Genomic DNA, 15,100 nt, shown 5'->3' with positions numbered 1-15,100 from the left:
CGCCCCTGCCGGTAGCGGCAGTTCCGGTTCAGCGGCTGCCGTCGAGGACCACCCGGGCGACCAGCGCCGGGTCGTCGTTCATCGGGACGTGGCCGCAGCCGGGCAGCTTCACCAGCCGGGCCCGCGGGATGACGCCCTTGGCGCGCACGCCCTGGCGGGGGATCAGGAGCCGGTCGCGGTTGCCCCAGGCCACGGTGACCGGCGTGCCCACGATGTCGTCCGTGAACTGCACGGTCCGGCCGGAGCGGAGCGTCTCGGAGAACCCCTGGGCCCGGGCCAGCGCGAGGGTCTCGGCGATCACGGCCTCGGGGGAGCGGCGGCCGGGGCGGGCGTAGATGGTGCTCGTCAGCAGGGTGCGGCCGAGCGCCGGGCGGGCCAGCCGCTCGACCACGGGCAGCGGCATCCGCTGGGCGATCTGCCGCATCGTCATCAGCACGGCGAAGGCGTAGCGGCGCTCGGCCGCGTTCCAGAACCCGGCGGGGGACAGGGCGGTGACCGAGCGCACGAGGCGCGCCCGGGCCAGGTCCAGGGCCAGCAGGCCGCCCAGCGAGTTGCCCGCCACGTGCGGGCGGTCCAGCTCCAGCGCCTCGCACAGGGCCGCGAGGACCGCGTTCATCGTCGGCAGGTCGTGCGCCATGCCGTCGGGAAGCGCCGGCGACTCACCGCATCCGGGCAGGTCCACGGCGATGACGTCCCGCTCGGCCGCCAGCGCGGGGAGCACCGGGTCCCACACCTGCCGGTGGTGGCCGATGCCGTGCAGCAACAGCAGCGGTTCGCCGCTGCCCTCGCGTGTGTACGACAGGGTCACGTGCTGCTCGCCGCGCGGAGTGGCGACGTCGAAGGAGACGGTGGCGGACATGGGGTGCTCCTCGGCTGTGCTGGCTGACGGACGCTGTAGACAGCTTGTCAGCAATTACTACCGACGGGTAGCCCCAGGGTGTCGCCGCCCTCCCGCCCCTGCCGCTCACCGGGCCCGGCGCACCTCCAGGTTGAACTCCGCGTGACCGAACTTCTGCAGCAGGCCGACCCACAGCGGCAGCCACATCTCCACGGCCCGGGCAGCCCGGATGCCCCCGAGGTCGAGCACCCGGTCCGCCGGCCAGCCGAACTCCCCGAGCAGCGCCGTCACCTGCTCCTTGGCGCCCGGGTCGTCCCCGCAGACGAAGACGTGGTGCCCGCCGGGCACCCGCGCCGGTTCCACCATCACCCGGCAGTTGACCGTGTTGAGCGTCTTCACCACGCGCGCGTGCGGGAAGGCCCGCTGGATCCGCTCGCCCACGCTGTCCGACTCGACGGGGGAGAGCCGCAGCTCGCCCCCCTCGAACGCCAGCGGGTTGGAGACGTCCACCAGCACCTTCCCGCCGAGATTCTCTGCCCCCGCCGCCGCCAGCGCGGCGAGCGCCACCCGCCCGCCCACCGCGTTCACCACGACCTCCCCGAACGCCGCCGCGTCCGCGAACGTCCCCGCGTGCGCCCCGGCCCCCGCCCCGGCGGCCCATGCCACCGCGGCCGGGTTCTCCCTCGTCCGCGAGCCGAGGGTCACCTCGTGCCCCAGCTCCACCAGCCGGCCGCCCAGCGTGCGCCCGACCTCCCCCGTCCCCAGCACCGCGTACCGCATCGCCACCTCCGGGAGCCGCGCCGCCGATCAGCGGCGTCCTGCCGGCCATTGTGTCCGGCACGGGGGAATCCGCCTGGACAGCGCCCCGGCGGTGGGCTGGGATGGAGCAGTGACCACCGAGACCGCCACCGACGTCTTCGAAACGCACCGCCCCGTCCTGCTGGGTGTCGCCTACCGCATGCTGGGGCGCGTCGCCGACGCGGAGGACGTGGTCCAGGAGGCGTGGTTGCGCTGGTCCGGTGCCGCCCGCGGCGACGTCCGCGAACCGCGCGGCTATCTGGTGCGGATCACCACCCGCCTCGCCATCGACCGGCTGCGCCAGATCAAGGCCCGCGGCGAGACGTACATCGGCCCCTGGCTGCCCGAGCCGTGCGTCACCGACTTCGGCGACACCGTGCCGGACACCGCCGAACGGGCCGTGCTCGCCGACTCCGTCTCCCTCGCCGTCCTCGTCGTCCTGGAGTCGCTGTCACCGCTGGAGCGGGCGGTGTTCGTGCTCCGCGAGGCCTTCGGCTTCCCGTACGGCGACATCGCCGCCATGCTCGACCGCGGTGAACCGGCGGTGCGCCAACTGGCCGGCCGGGCCCGCAAGCACGTCGAGGAGCGGCGGCCGCGCTACGAGGTCGACCCCGCCCAGCGCCGCGACCTCACCGAGCGGTTCCTCGCCGCCTCGGCCGACGGCGACCTGGAGGGCCTGCTGGCCCTGCTCGCCCCGGACGTCCGGCTCGTCGGCGACAGCGGCGGCAAGGCGCGGGCGCCGCTGCGGGTCCTCGAGACCGCCGACAAGGTGGGCCGCTTCCTCGCCGGCGCCGCCCCGAAGAGGCTCCCGGACCTGTCCGTCCGCTTCGTGGAACTCAACGGCGGCCCCGCCGTGCTGGTCCTGTCCGGCGGCAAGCCCGACGCCGTGTTCCAACTCGACATCGCCGACGGCCGCGTCTAGACGGTCTACGTCATCAGGAACCCCGACAAGCTGCGGTCGCTGGCCGCCCTGTAGACGCCTCGGAGCAGTACGGCCGAGGGGTCGTACGCATGTCCCGTGAACGTTCCCGGCCATTGGTATTGACCAAGGATCAGGGCCGCCTTATGGTCGCAGAGAAGTGCAACAACCTTTAATAAACAAGGGCGCGAAATAGCCGCCGACCACGGCGATTGCGGAGGACAGGGTGGGGACCACGCAGCTGGAATCGGTGCCGGAACCGAAGTACTGGCATCTCAAGACCGTGCTCAGTCAAGCGCTCGACTCGGAGTTCTCCGTGGGGGAGATCCTGCCCAACGAGCGCGACCTCGCGGCCCGCTTCGGCGTCGCCCGCGCCACGCTCCGCCAGGCCCTGGAGCAGCTCGAACTGGAAGGCAGGCTGCAGCGCCGCCGCGGCGTCGGCACGACCGTCGCGCCGCCCCGCATGGGCGTCTCCCTCGGCACCGGCCCGCACACCTGGCCGGGCGGCCCCGAGGACGCCTGGCAGCCCGTCGACTGCTCGGCGGCGGTGCCGCCCGCGGCCGTCGCCGACGCGCTGGGGACCGGCGACGAGCCCGTGCACATCGTGCGCCGCTCCCGCGTCTCCGCCGGCCGGCCGGTGGCCGCCGAGCTGCTGTACGTCCCGCAGTCCTCGGTGCCGGAGCTCTCCGCGATCGACGCGCCGTCCGGAGCGGCACGCGCGCGGGCGGTGCTGCGCGAGTTGCAGCGGGCGGAGCTGGAGCGGCAGGAGAACGCGGTGGAGCTGGGGTCTGCCGGGGCGGACGACGCGAAGGAGCTGGACCGGCTGCCGGGGGCGCCTGTTCTTGTCGTCACGACTCGGTTCGTCGCGGCCGGGCGTACGGCTGCGCTGTCCGTTGCCACGTATCGCGCTGACACGTGCCGGTTGACCTTCGGGGATGCGGGGGGCGTGGAGATTGATGCCGGGGCGCAGCGGAGGGCGTCTTGACCTTGGCGCCGTAGGGGGCGTGGCGCGTGGGGGGTGAGTGGGTTGTGGTTTCTCGCACCCACGCGGCGGAGCCGCGGATCGACACAGCCCCGCGCCCCTAAAGGGGCGTTGTTCTGCCCTCCACCGTGAAGAGTTGTTCCTCCACGTGGTCCAGGGCCAGACGTAGGGCGCCTGTTGCCACTGCCGCGTCGCCGAGGCGGGAGAGGGTCACCTGTGGGGGGCGCAGGCAGTAGCGGGCGAGTTCTCGGCGGAGGGGGTCGAGGACGCCGTCGAGGCCCGCGGCCCAGCCGCCGATGACGACCAGCTCCGGGTCGAGCGCGAGGGCGAGGGCCGCCACGTCGTGGACCAGGCGCTGGATGAAACGGTCCACGGCGGCGCGGGCCCGCTGGTCGCCCTCGCGGGCCCGGGCGAAGACCTCGGCGACCGCCTGCTCGTCGAGGGGGTGCAGGGGCTCGTCCGTGGTGGACAACAGCTTCTCGGGCGTCACCTCCCGGCCCAGCAGGTGCAGCGCCCCGATCTCGCCGGCCGCTCCGCCGTAGCCCCGGTGCAGCCGCCCCCCGATCAGCGCACCGGCGCCCGGGCTGAGCCCCGCCAGCACGAACACCACGTCGTCCGACTCGCCGGCCGCGCCCTTCCAGTGCTCGGCGACGACCGCCGCGTTGGCGTCGTTCTCGACCAGCACCGGGCACTTGAAGGACCGGCTCAGCCGCTCGCCCAGCCGCAGCCCCGTCCACCCCGGCAGCGCCGTGCCCAGCCGGACCGTGCCGTCCGCCTCGACGATGCCGGGCGTCGCCACACCCACGGCCCGCAGCGAGCCGCGTGCGACCCCGGCCCGCCGCAGCAGCTCGGCGACGGTCCCCCGCACCCGCTCCAGCCGCTCGTCGGCCCCCGCCGTCTCCGCCACGTCCTTGGCCTGGGAACCGATCACCCGGCCGTCCAGGTCGGCCAGCAGCGCCGCCACCCGGTGCGCACCGATCTCCACGCCCAGCAGATGCCCGGCCTCCGCCCGGAACCGGAACCGCCGCGCCGGCCGGCCCTGCCGCCGGGCCGCCCCCTCCTCGGCCGCCTTCTCGACGACGAGCCCCGCCTCGATGAGCCCTTCGACGACGCCCTCGACGGTCGGCCGGGAGAGCCCCGTCACCCGGGTGATCTCGGTCAGCGTCGCGCAGTCCGTGGCACGCAGCGCGTGCAGCACCACCGCGGAGTTGATCCTGCGCAGCAGCGAGGGATCCCCGCCGGTCAGCCGCCCCACCGTCCGTCCTCCCAGGTCGTGCGCGTGTTGGCCGGATCGTACTTCGGGCCGGCGTACCACGGCGAGGGCAGGACCGGCGGCGCCGCCGATCAGCCCGGCGCCACGAACCCCGACTCGTACGCGGCGATCACCGCCTGGGTGCGGTCCCGGGCGCCCAGCTTCGCCAGCACGGAGCTGACGTGCGACTTCACGGTCTCCGTCCCGACGACCAGCCGGGCCGCGATCTCCGCGTTCGACAATCCCCGGGCCATCAGCCGCAGCACCTCCGCCTCCCGCTCGGTCAGCTGGGCCCGCTCCATCGCGGCCCGCGCCGCGCGGTTCCCGCCGCCCTCGCCGTACGCGGCGGCCAGCTGCCGCACCGAGGCCGGGAACAGCAGCGACTCGCCCTCGGCGATCAGCCGCACCGCGTGCACGATCTCGGCCGGCCGGGCCCGCTTCAGCAGAAACCCGTCGGCACCCGCGCGCAGCGCCTCGTACACGTACTCGTCGTTCTCGAAGGTCGTCACCACCAGGATCCGCGGCGGCTCGTCGACCGTCCGCAGCAGCGCCCGGGTGGCCTCGATGCCGTCCAGCAGCGGCATCCGGACGTCCATGGCGACCACGTCCGGCCGCAGCTGCCGCACCAGCGGGATCACCGCCGCACCGTCCGCGGCCTCCCCGACGACCTCGATGTCGGGCTGCGCCTCCAGCACGGCCCGCAGACCCGCGCGCACGAGGGGTTCGTCGTCGACGAGGAGAACGGTGACCGGCATCGGCCCAGCGTAGATCAACTCAACGGCAGCTCGACATGGACCTGCCAGTCGCCTTGGTCGGGGCCGGTGTGTGCCTGGCCGCCGAGCAGGGCCGCGCGCTCGCGTATGCCGCGCAGGCCGCTGCCGCGACCGGGGCCCGGGGTCCCGGCCGGGCAGGGATTGCGGATCGCGAGGACGAGAGAGCCGTCGGCGACGCGCACGCGCACGCGTACCGGGACCGCCCCCGCGTGCCGCAGCACGTTGGTCAGCGACTCCTGGAGGATCCGGTAGCCCTCCCGGGAGACCGGCCCGGGCACGGTGTCCACCGGGCCGGTCACCTCGGCGTCGACCTTCGCTCCCGAGGCGCGCGCGGATTCCAGCAGGCGGTCGGCGTCCGCGAGGGTCGGTCTGCCGCTCACCGGTTTCCCCGACTCGCGCAGGACGCCGAGGACGCGCTCCAGGTCCTCCAGGGCGGCCCGGCCGGTCTCCTCGATGGCGCCCAGCGCCCGGTCGGTGAAGGCCGGATCGCCCGCCGCCCGCGCGGCTCCCGCCTGCACCACGGCGACCGTGAGCGCGTGCCCGATGGAGTCGTGCAACTCGCGGGCGATCCGCGTGCGTTCCAGAAGCTGCTCGGTGCGCTCCTCCAGCGCGGCGAGCCGCTCGGCGGGGGAGGGGCCCAGCAGCCGCAGGGCGAGCCTCGTGGCGAGGTGCCCCGAGCCGACCACGAGGGCGGCCGTCAGCACCACGAGCAGCGGCGCGAGCGGCACGTACCACCAGTGGTGGCCCCTCACGGGAATCCAGGAGCCGCCGGCGCGCTCACCGCTGAGCGCCATCGACACGAGGTCCACCGAGAGGAACAGCAACTGGAAGGTGAAGTGGGACACCACGGCGCCGAGGAGCAGCCGAAGCTCCAGCCACACCACCGTCCGTCCCCGGTCGGCCCACGTGGCCGAGGGGGAGACCATGATCTCCCTGCTCGCGCGCTCGTCCCGGGGGCCGAACAGCAGCAGCCGGGCCTGGAACCCCTCCACGACCCGCGCTGCGGGGATCAGGCCCGCGAGCCCGAGCAGCACGACCGCGGTGACCGGAGTCCACCACGCCTCGTCGATGAACAGCCACAGCGCCGGCCACACGATGGCCATCGCGAGATGCAGCCACCGTGTTGTACGTCACCGCCCGGCCGAACGGGCGCAGCATGCGGACCATTGCGTCATCGTGCCAGCCACCACTGACAACGAGCCTCCCCCGCACGGGGGAGACGATCTCCACCGCCGGGGGAGGCCCCGACCCTGCCCCGACGGTCACGCTGTCGCCATGACCAGCATCGACGTCCAGAACCTCAGCAAGGAGTTCGGCGGCCGGCGAGCCGTGGACGACCTCACGTTCCGCGTGCTGCCCGGCCGCGTCACCGGCTTCCTCGGCCCCAACGGCGCCGGGAAGTCCACCACGATGCGGCTCGTGCTCGGCCTCGACCACCCGACGGCCGGCCGCGCCACGCTCGGCGGCCGCGCCTACGCGACCCTGCGCGAACCCCTGCGCCATGTGGGCGCCCTGCTCGACGCGCAGGCCGCGCACGGCTCCCGCACCGCCCGCGACCACCTCCGGGTGCTGGCCGCGAGCAACCGCATCCCGGACCGCCGGGTCGACGAGGTGCTGGAGCAGACCGGCCTGGCGTCGGTGGCCCGCCGCCGCGTGCGGACCTACTCCCTGGGCATGCGCCAGCGGCTGGGCATCGCCGCCGCCCTGCTGGGCGAGCCCGAGGTCGTCATGCTGGACGAGCCGTCCAACGGCCTCGACCCCGAAGGCATCGTGTGGATCCGGCAGCTGCTGCGCCGGCTCGCGGACGAGGGCCGCACGGTCCTGGTCTCCAGCCACCTCATGAACGAGACCGCGTCCTTCGCCGACCACCTCGTGGTGCTCGGCCGGGGCCGGCTGCTGGCCGACACCCCGATGCGGGACTTCATCCACGCGCGCGTGCGGCCCCGCGTCCGCGTCCGCACGAGCGACCCTGTCGCCCTCAAGGGCGTCCTCGCCCGGCACGGCCACGACGCCGTGGAACACGAGGACGGCCACTGGACCGTGCACCACGCGCGCGTGGACGACATCGGTCGCATCACCTCAGCGGCGGGCGTGCCGGTCCTGGAACTCGCCGCCGAAGAGGGCACGTTGGAGCAGGCCTACTTCGACCTCACCGGCGCCGAGACCGAGTTCGCCGCCCAGCCCCAGGAGGCATGACCATGGAATTCACCCCCGTACTCCGCTCCGAGTGGCTGAAGATCCGCACGCTCCGCTCGCTGCCGGGCACGCTGCTGGCCCTGTTCGCCGCGACCACGGCGTTCTCCGCGATCGCCGGTGCCTCCGACACCTCGGACCCGGGCTTCGACCCGCTGTTCATCGCGCTGTCCGGCGTGATACCGGGGCAGATCGCGGCCGTCGCCTTCGGGGCCATGGCGGTGTCGTCCGAGTTCCACTCGGGCGCGCTGCGGATCACGCTGGCGGCGGTCCCGCGGCGCGGCCGGTGGTTCGCGGCCAAGGCGGCCGTCATCGCCGTACCGGCCCTGGTGGTCGGGCTGGTGACCGCACTGACCGCGCTCCTGGTGGCGCGGGCCGGGCTCGGCACGGCGGCCGACGGGCTCAGCACCGGTGAGCAGGTGCGCGGTGTCGTGGGCTGCGGCGTCTACCTCATGCTGATGGCCCTGTTCGCCACCGGGCTCGCCGCCCTGCTGCGCAGCGGCGTGGCCACGCTGTCCCTGATGATCCCGTTCATCCTCGTCGTGTCGTTCGTGATCGGCGACGCGACGGGCACCGTCGCCGACTTCCTGCCCGACAAGGCGGGACAGCTCGTCCTCCACGAGACGTACGAGGGAACCCTCGGGCCGTGGTCGGGGCTCGCGGTGACCGCGCTCTGGACGGCCGCCGCCCTGCTGGTGGGAGCCTGGCGCCTGCGCCACCGGGACGCCTGACCGGGACCCGGCTGATGCCCCGCCAAGTGTCAGTGGCGGCGGGTTTACTGGACCCATGAACATCGCACAGCACATCGCCCTCATCGACGAGCTGTGCTACCGCCCCTTTCCGGCGGAGCACGGCCCGTCGGACGTCGGCGTCTCGGGTCCCGGCCACCACGTCGCGGTATTAGAGGCCGCCGCGGACGACGACCCGGCCCGGTGGGCGGTGGTGGTCGACCAGTTCGAGAAGGACCGGGACGCCGTCTACGAGTTGCTCGCCTCACGCTGGGGCGACACCCCGCCCTACAACCTGCAGACCGTCCTCCTGCGCACCGAGCGCGAGGAGATACCCCGGCCGTGGGCCGAGCTGAGCGAGCGCGCGAACGTCGCCCACCTGTGGGAGGTGGAGGGCACCGGCCGCTGGGTCGCCGTCGCGGTCACCGACCGGGACGCGTCGCGGGAGGTCCGACTGCTGGCCCTGGTGACGGAGTTCGACCCGCCCTGAGCGATCAGCCCCCGGCGGCTTCCCGCAGCCGCCCGAACTCCTCGGCCATCGTCTCGGCCGTCCAGTGCGCGTTCAGCCCGCTCGGGTTGGGCAGCACCCACACGCGCGTGTCCCCGATCGTCCGCGTCTGTGGCCCGACCTGGGCCTTCCGGTCGTCGAACGCGGCCCGGTACGCGGTCACGCCCACCACGGCCAGCCAGCGCGGCCGCAGCCGTCCCACCTTCAGCGCGAGCAGCCGCCCGCCCTCCCGATACTCCTCCGCGCTCAGCTCGTCGGCCCGGGCGGTGGCCCGCGCCACGACGTTGGTGATGCCGAGCCCGTACGCCAGCAGCTCCCGCTGCTCGGACGGCTTCAGCAGCCGCGGGGTGAACCCGGAGCGGTGCAGCACCGGCCAGAAGCGGTTGCCCGGGCGGGCGAAGTGATGGCCCGTCGCTGCCGTCATCAGCCCGGGGTTGATCCCGCAGAACAGCACCCGCAGACCGTCCGCGACCACGTCCGGCACGACACGGTCACGGGCGGCCTCCAGCTCCTCGGGCGTGAAACGGGGCATCGCGCGCGGCGCGTCAGAGGATCGCGCCGGGCGTGTAGCCTGCGGCCTGGGGGTGCTGCTTCACGATCTCCTCGACCCGGGCGACGACGGCGGCCACCTGGTCGCCCGCGGCACCGGTGAAGGACAGCTTGTCGGCCATCAGCGCGTCCAGCTCGGCGCGGTCCAGCGGAATGCGCGCGTCGGCGGCCAGCTTGTCGAGCAGTTCGTTGCGCTCGGCGCCCTGCTCGCGCATGGCGAGCGCGGAGGCGACGGCGTTCTCCTTGATCGCCTCGTGCGCGAGCTCCCGGCCGACGCCCGCGCGCACGGCGCCCATCAGCACCTTGGTCGTGGCGAGGAACGGCAGGTAGCGGTCCAGCTCGCGGGCGACGACGGCCGGGAACGCGCCGAACTCGTCGAGCACCGTCAGGAACGTCTCCAGCAGGCCGTCCAGCGCGAAGAACGCGTCCGGCAGCGCGACCCGGCGCACCACCGAGCAGGACACGTCGCCCTCGTTCCACTGGTCGCCCGCCAGCTCGCCGGTCATCGAGGCGTAGCCGCGCAGGATGACCATCAGGCCGTTGACGCGCTCGCAGGAGCGGGTGTTCATCTTGTGCGGCATGGCGGAGGAGCCGACCTGGCCGGGCTTGAAGCCCTCCGTGACCAGCTCGTGCCCGGCCATCAGCCGGATCGTCTTCGCCAGCGACGACGGCGCCGCCGCCAGCTGCACCAGCGCGGTGACGACCTCGTAGTCCAGCGAGCGCGGGTAGACCTGGCCGACCGAGGTGAAGGCCTGCGAGAAGCCCAGGTGCGCGGCGATCCGCTGCTCCAGGTCCGCGAGCTTCGCGGCGTCCCCGCCCAGCAGGTCCAGCATGTCCTGCGCGGTGCCGACCGGGCCCTTGATACCGCGCAGCGGGTAGCGGCCCAGCAGCTCCTCGACCCGGCCGTAGGCGACGAGCAGTTCGTCGGTGGCGGTCGCGAAACGCTTGCCGAGGGTGGTGGCCTGCGCGGCCACGTTGTGCGAGCGGCCGGCCATGACCAGCTCGCCGTACTCGCCGGCCAGCTTGCCCAGGCGCGCCAGGACCGCCACCGTGCGGTCGCGCATCAGCTCCAGCGACAGCCGGATCTGCAGCTGCTCGACGTTCTCGGTGAGGTCGCGGGAGGTCATGCCCTTGTGCACGTGCTCGTGCCCGGCGAGGGCGTTGAACTCCTCGATCCGTGCCTTCACGTCGTGCCGCGTGACCTTCTCGCGCTCGGCGATGGAGGCCAGGTCGACGGTGTCGAGCACGCGCTCGTAGTCGGCGAGCGCCGCGTCCGGCACCTCGATCCCGAGGTCCTTCTGGGCGCGCAGCACGGCGAGCCAGAGCTGCCGCTCCAGCTTCACCTTCTGCTCGGGCGACCAGAGCGTGGCGAGCTCGGCGGAGGCGTACCGTCCGGCGAGGACGTTCGGGATGCGGGGCTTGGCGGGAGCGGAAGTCACGTGGACGGATTCTACTGGCGATTCGTGCAGGCCAGCGCCGCGGGTGTCCTTGTCGGAACCTACGAGAGCGGCCGAGCCGTCCCCACCTGCGGCTACGCGAGGTCCTCGTACGGCAGCAGCTCCGGCCGCTTCGGGGGCAGGCCGTCGCCCGAGGAGCGGCCCGTCGGACGGCGGCCGATCCATGGCAGCAGGTGCTGCCGGGCGAACCGTATGTCCGCCGCCCGCCGCATCACCCAGCCCGGCGGCAGTGTCGCCGGCATCGGTGTGCGCCACTCGGTGTCCTCGGGCTCGTAACCGAGTTCCTGCCACACGGCCTCGGCGACCCGGCGGTGGCCCTCGGCCGTCAGGTGCAGCCGGTCCACGTCCCACAGCCGCGGATCGGCGAGCGACGGCGCGCCGTACAGGTCGACGACGATCGCGCCGTGCCGCGCCGCCAGCTCGTCCACGCAGGCGAACAGCTCCTCCATGCGCGGCCGGAACCGCTCCAGCACCGGACCCTGACGGCCCGGGCTGCGCATCAGCACGAGCTGCCGGCACGAAGGGGCCAGCTTCTCCACGGCCTCCTCCAGCAACCCGCGCACCCGGCCCATGTCGCACTTGGGCCGCAGGGTGTCGTTGAGCCCGCCCACCAGCGTGATCACGTCCGCGCCCATGGCCGCCGCGACGTCCACCTGCTCGTCGACGATCTGCCGGATCAGCTTGCCGCGCACCGCGAGGTTGGCGTACCGGAAGCCGGGCGTACGGGCCGCCATCCGCGCGGCGAGCAGGTCGGCCCAGCCCCGGTAGGTGCCGTCGGGCAGCAGGTCCGACATGCCCTCGGTGAAGGAGTCGCCGACGGCGACCAGGCTGCTGTAGGTGGGGTTCGTGTCCATGGCGGCGGAAATGATATCCCGTGCACATACCCAGCGGTCGGTCACCCGCTGGCGAGCACCGGCGACCGTTCCCTCACGCCCGCTGACCGAACAGCTCCCGCAGCACGTCCTCCATCGTCACCAGCCCGGCCAGCCGCCCGTCCGACCCCAGGACCGCCGCGAGGTGCGTACGGCTGCCGCGCATCGCCGTGAGGACGTCGTCCAGCGGCGTGCCCTCCCGCACGCGCGCGATGGGCCTCATGTCCCGCAGCCGGAACGGCACCTCGCGCCCGGCGGCGTCCAGGGCGTCCTTGACGTGCAGGTAGCCGACGATCCGCCGCCCCTCGTCCACCACCGGGAACCGCGAGAACCCGGACTCCGCCGACAGCCGCTCCAACTGCTCCGGAGTGACGCCCACGCGCGCGTAGACCACGCGTTCCAGGGGCAGCACCACGTCGCGCACCGGGCGGCGGCCCAGCTCCAGCGCGTCGTGCAGCCGCTCCTGGGCGCGGTCGTCGATGAGCCCGGCCTCGCTGGAGTCCTTCACGATCTGCGCGATCTCCGCGTCCGAGTAGGAGGCGGCCACCTCCTCCCGGGCCTCCACCCGCAGCAGCTTCAGCAGCGTGTTCGCGAACGCGTTCACCGTGAAGATCACCGGCCGCAGCGCCCGGGACAGCGCCACCAGGGGCGGCCCGAGCGTCAGCGCGCTGCGCACCGGCTCGGCGAGCGCGATGTTCTTCGGCACCATCTCGCCGAGCAGCATGTGCAGATACGTCGCCAGGGCCAGCGCGATCACGAAGGACACCGCGTGCCCCGCGCCCTCGGGCACGCCCACCGCGTGGAACACCGGCTCCAGCAGGTGCGCGATCGCCGGCTCGGCGACCACGCCCAGCACCAGCGTGCACAGCGTGATGCCGAGCTGCGCGGCCGCCATCAACGCGGACACGTGCTCCAGGCCCCACAGCACGCTCTTGGCGCGCCGGTCGCCCTGGTCGGCGTACGGCTCGATCTGGCTGCGGCGCACCGAGATCAGCGCGAACTCGGCGCCGACGAAGAAGGCGTTGACGACCAGCGTCGCCAGGCCGATCAGCAGCTGTACGGCGGTCACAGCTCGACCCCCTTCTCGTCGGGCTTCTCGTCGGGCTTCTCGTCGTCGAGGGGCGCGCACAGCAGGACCCGGGCCGCCCGGCGGCCCGTGGCGTCCAGGACCTCCATCCGCCAGCCGGCGACCTCCAGCCGGTCGCCGGCGGCCGGTATCCGGCCGAGCACCGTCGCCACCAGCCCGGCGAGCGTCTCGTACGGCCCCTCCGGCGCGCGCAGCCCCACGCGCTCCAGGTGGTCCACGCGCGCGGAGCCGTCCGCCGAGTACAGGGCGTGGCCGGACTCGTCCGTGCCGGCCGGCGCGAGGTCCGGCAGTTCGTGCGGGTCGTGCTCGTCGCGCACCTCGCCGACGACCTCCTCGACGATGTCCTCCAGGGTGGCCACACCCGCCGTACCGCCGTACTCGTCGATCACGACGGCCATGGTGCGCTTGCCGGAGAGCCGGTCCAGGAGGCGGTCGACGGTGAGCGTCTCGGGGACCAGCAGCGGCTCGCGCATCAGCTCGGAGACGAAGATCCGGGTGCGGCGCTCGGCCGGTACCGCCAGGACGTCCTTGACGTGCGCGGTGCCGACGACCGAGTCGAGCGTGCCGCGGTAGACGGGGAACCGGGACAGGCCGGTGGCACGGGTCGCGTTCGCCACGTCCTCCAGGGTCGCCTGCACCTCCAGGGCGACGACCTGCACCCGCGGCGTCATCACGTTCTCCGCGGTCAGGTCGGCGAGGTTCAGCGTCCGCACGAACAGCTCGGCGGTGTCGGCCTCCAGGACGCCCTCCCTGGCGGAGTGCCGGGCGAGCGCCGCCAGTTCCTGCGGCCCGCGCGCCGAGGCCAGCTCCTCGGCGGGCTCCACGCCGATCCGGCGCACGACCCGGTTCGCCGTGTTGTTCAGGTGGGTGATGAAGGGCCGGAACGCGGCGCTGAACCAGCGCTGCGCGTTGCCCACGGTCTTGGCGACGGTCAGCGGCGAGGAGATCGCCCAGTTCTTCGGCACCAGTTCACCGACGACCATCAGGAACACCGTCGACAGCGCCGTGCCCAGCACCAGCGCGAGGCTGTGCGACGCCGAGCGCGAGACGCCGAGGTCCTCCAGCGGTCCGGCGATCAGCGCGGCGATCGACGGCTCGGCGAGCATGCCGACGACCAGGTTCGTGACGGTGATGCCGAGCTGCGCCCCGGAGAGCTGGAACGTCAGATTCCGTACGGCCTTCAGCGCGCCCTGGGCGCCCCGCTCGCCGCGCTCCACCGCCCGTTCCAGCTCGGCGCGCTCGACCGTGGTGAGGGAGAACTCCGCCGCCACGAAGGCGCCGCAGGCGAGCGAGAGCAGGATCGCCGCGAGGAGGAGGAGCACTTCGGTCATCGGTTCACCCCCGTTCCATGGTTGTCCAGGACGGGGCCGGACGCGCGGTGTCGCGGACTGGGAGGCTCGCCCATGGGCGGACGCTCACAACCTTTCATAGAGGACCGAGTGGCCATCCCAGGGTAAAGGATGGGCAAAGTCCTGCGGCCGGTGTGCTCAGTGGGAGTCGGTGGGGGCGGGGACGAGCCGGTACGCGCCCTCGTGTGCGACGACGCGCCCGGCGGTGGGCGGTGCGAAGTGGGTGCCCAGGAGGAGGGTGTCCGTGCCGGCGAGCGCGCCGAGCAGCTCGCGGCGTGAGGCCTCCGACCGCCCGGGGTCGATGTCGACGCAGGCGCCGATACCGGGGTGGGCGAGCTGGACGGGGTGGTGGACGCAGTCGCCGGTGATCAGTGCCGTCCGGCCGCGGCTGGTCAGTTCGACGGCGACATGGCCGGGGGTGTGCCCGGGTGTCGGGAGCAGACGCAGTCCCGGGGCGACTTCGAGGCCCTCTGCGGGGACGTCGAGGAGGTCGAGCAGTCCCGCCTCCTCCACCGGGATCACGGAGTCGCGGAACATCTGCCGGCGCGCCTCGTCCATGTCGTACCCGGCCCAGAACTCCCGCTCGGTGCGCGAGGTCAGGTAGCGGGCGTTCGGGAAGGTGGGCACCCACGCGCCGTTCACCTCCCGGGTGTTCCAGCCGACGTGGTCGGCGTGCAGGTGGGTGAGGATCACCAGGTCGACGGAGTCCGGGGGGAAACCGGCGGCGGTGAGGTGCCGGAGGTAGTCGGTGTCCAGGCCGTGCCAGGCGGGGTTGGCCCGCTCTGCTCGAGCTGC

The 15,100-nt window shown here is 73.5% G+C and carries 14 protein-coding genes and 2 pseudogenes; 5 read left to right on the top strand and 11 right to left on the bottom strand.

Annotated features, from left to right (window positions below; genetic code table 11):
- Positions 1-28: 28 nt before the first annotated feature.
- Both C1703_RS04960 and C1703_RS04955 read right to left on the bottom strand, forming a co-directional pair.
- Positions 29-859, bottom strand: a complete 831-nt coding sequence (locus tag C1703_RS04960; RefSeq protein WP_114250730.1) for an alpha/beta fold hydrolase — start codon at positions 857-859, stop codon at positions 29-31.
- Between the two features lie 105 nt (positions 860-964).
- The gene (locus C1703_RS04955) at positions 965-1,618 is read right to left on the bottom strand and encodes an NAD(P)-binding domain-containing protein (protein WP_114250729.1); all 654 of its coding nucleotides are present in this window, start codon (positions 1,616-1,618) and stop codon (positions 965-967) included.
- A 109-nt stretch (positions 1,619-1,727) separates the two neighbouring features.
- Between C1703_RS04955 and sigJ the strand changes: the two genes are divergently transcribed.
- Both sigJ and C1703_RS04945 read left to right on the top strand, forming a co-directional pair.
- Entirely contained in the window at positions 1,728-2,558 is an 831-nt protein-coding gene (sigJ, locus tag C1703_RS04950) for an RNA polymerase sigma factor SigJ (protein ID WP_114250728.1), read from the top strand.
- Between the two features lie 223 nt (positions 2,559-2,781).
- Positions 2,782-3,540 (top strand): GntR family transcriptional regulator, encoded by a 759-nt coding sequence (locus C1703_RS04945; protein WP_114250727.1) that lies wholly within the window; start codon positions 2,782-2,784, stop codon positions 3,538-3,540.
- A gap of 97 nt (positions 3,541-3,637) precedes the next feature.
- On the opposite strand, the gene C1703_RS04940 is transcribed toward C1703_RS04945, so the two are convergent.
- From C1703_RS04940 to C1703_RS04930, 3 genes and pseudogenes are all read right to left on the bottom strand, one after another.
- On the bottom strand, positions 3,638-4,792 hold the full coding sequence (locus tag C1703_RS04940) for an ROK family transcriptional regulator (protein WP_114250726.1): 1,155 nt from the start codon (positions 4,790-4,792) through the stop codon (positions 3,638-3,640).
- An 89-nt stretch (positions 4,793-4,881) separates the two neighbouring features.
- The gene (locus tag C1703_RS04935; protein WP_114250725.1) at positions 4,882-5,544 is read right to left on the bottom strand and encodes a response regulator transcription factor; all 663 of its coding nucleotides are present in this window, start codon (positions 5,542-5,544) and stop codon (positions 4,882-4,884) included.
- A 14-nt stretch (positions 5,545-5,558) separates the two neighbouring features.
- A pseudogene (locus C1703_RS04930) lies at positions 5,559-6,729 on the bottom strand (histidine kinase).
- Between the two features lie 108 nt (positions 6,730-6,837).
- Between C1703_RS04930 and C1703_RS04925 the strand changes: the two are divergent.
- The 3 genes from C1703_RS04925 to C1703_RS04915 are packed head-to-tail and all read left to right on the top strand — an operon-like array spanning position 6,838 to position 8,973.
- The gene (locus C1703_RS04925) at positions 6,838-7,758 is read left to right on the top strand and encodes an ABC transporter ATP-binding protein (protein WP_114250724.1); all 921 of its coding nucleotides are present in this window, start codon (positions 6,838-6,840) and stop codon (positions 7,756-7,758) included.
- Between the two features lie 2 nt (positions 7,759-7,760).
- Positions 7,761-8,486, top strand: coding sequence for an ABC transporter permease (locus C1703_RS04920; RefSeq protein ID WP_114250723.1), 726 nt, complete (start codon positions 7,761-7,763; stop codon positions 8,484-8,486).
- 55 nt (positions 8,487-8,541) lie between these two features.
- The gene (locus C1703_RS04915; protein ID WP_114250722.1) at positions 8,542-8,973 is read left to right on the top strand and encodes a hypothetical protein; all 432 of its coding nucleotides are present in this window, start codon (positions 8,542-8,544) and stop codon (positions 8,971-8,973) included.
- 4 nt (positions 8,974-8,977) lie between these two features.
- Here C1703_RS04915 and mug read toward each other — a convergent pair whose 3' ends face one another.
- The 6 genes and pseudogenes from mug to C1703_RS04885 form a co-directional block, all read right to left on the bottom strand.
- Positions 8,978-9,523 carry a G/U mismatch-specific DNA glycosylase gene (mug, locus tag C1703_RS04910; RefSeq protein WP_114250721.1) on the bottom strand — a complete coding sequence of 182 codons (546 nt, stop codon included), beginning with the start codon at positions 9,521-9,523 and terminating at the stop codon, positions 8,978-8,980.
- A 13-nt stretch (positions 9,524-9,536) separates the two neighbouring features.
- A complete protein-coding gene (gene purB, locus C1703_RS04905) occupies positions 9,537-10,979 on the bottom strand; it encodes an adenylosuccinate lyase (protein WP_114250720.1) in 1,443 nt (480 codons plus the stop codon).
- Positions 10,980-11,071: 92 nt separating this feature from the next.
- A complete protein-coding gene (locus C1703_RS04900) occupies positions 11,072-11,851 on the bottom strand; it encodes an SGNH/GDSL hydrolase family protein (RefSeq protein ID WP_114250719.1) in 780 nt (259 codons plus the stop codon).
- A gap of 73 nt (positions 11,852-11,924) precedes the next feature.
- Positions 11,925-12,938 (bottom strand): hemolysin family protein, encoded by a 1,014-nt coding sequence (locus C1703_RS04895; RefSeq protein ID WP_114250718.1) that lies wholly within the window; start codon positions 12,936-12,938, stop codon positions 11,925-11,927.
- The gene (locus C1703_RS04890) at positions 12,935-14,287 is read right to left on the bottom strand and encodes a hemolysin family protein (protein ID WP_114250717.1); all 1,353 of its coding nucleotides are present in this window, start codon (positions 14,285-14,287) and stop codon (positions 12,935-12,937) included. Before C1703_RS04890 ends, C1703_RS04895 begins: the two co-directional genes overlap by 4 nt.
- A gap of 156 nt (positions 14,288-14,443) precedes the next feature.
- Positions 14,444-15,088 (bottom strand): annotated as a pseudogene (locus tag C1703_RS04885) (MBL fold metallo-hydrolase); the annotation flags it as partial.
- Positions 15,089-15,100 lie beyond the last annotated feature (12 nt).

It is taken from the genome of Streptomyces sp. Go-475, assembly GCF_003330845.1.
Lineage (GTDB): Bacteria > Actinomycetota > Actinomycetes > Streptomycetales > Streptomycetaceae > Streptomyces.
This window is presented reverse-complemented; position numbering and strand designations above follow the sequence as displayed.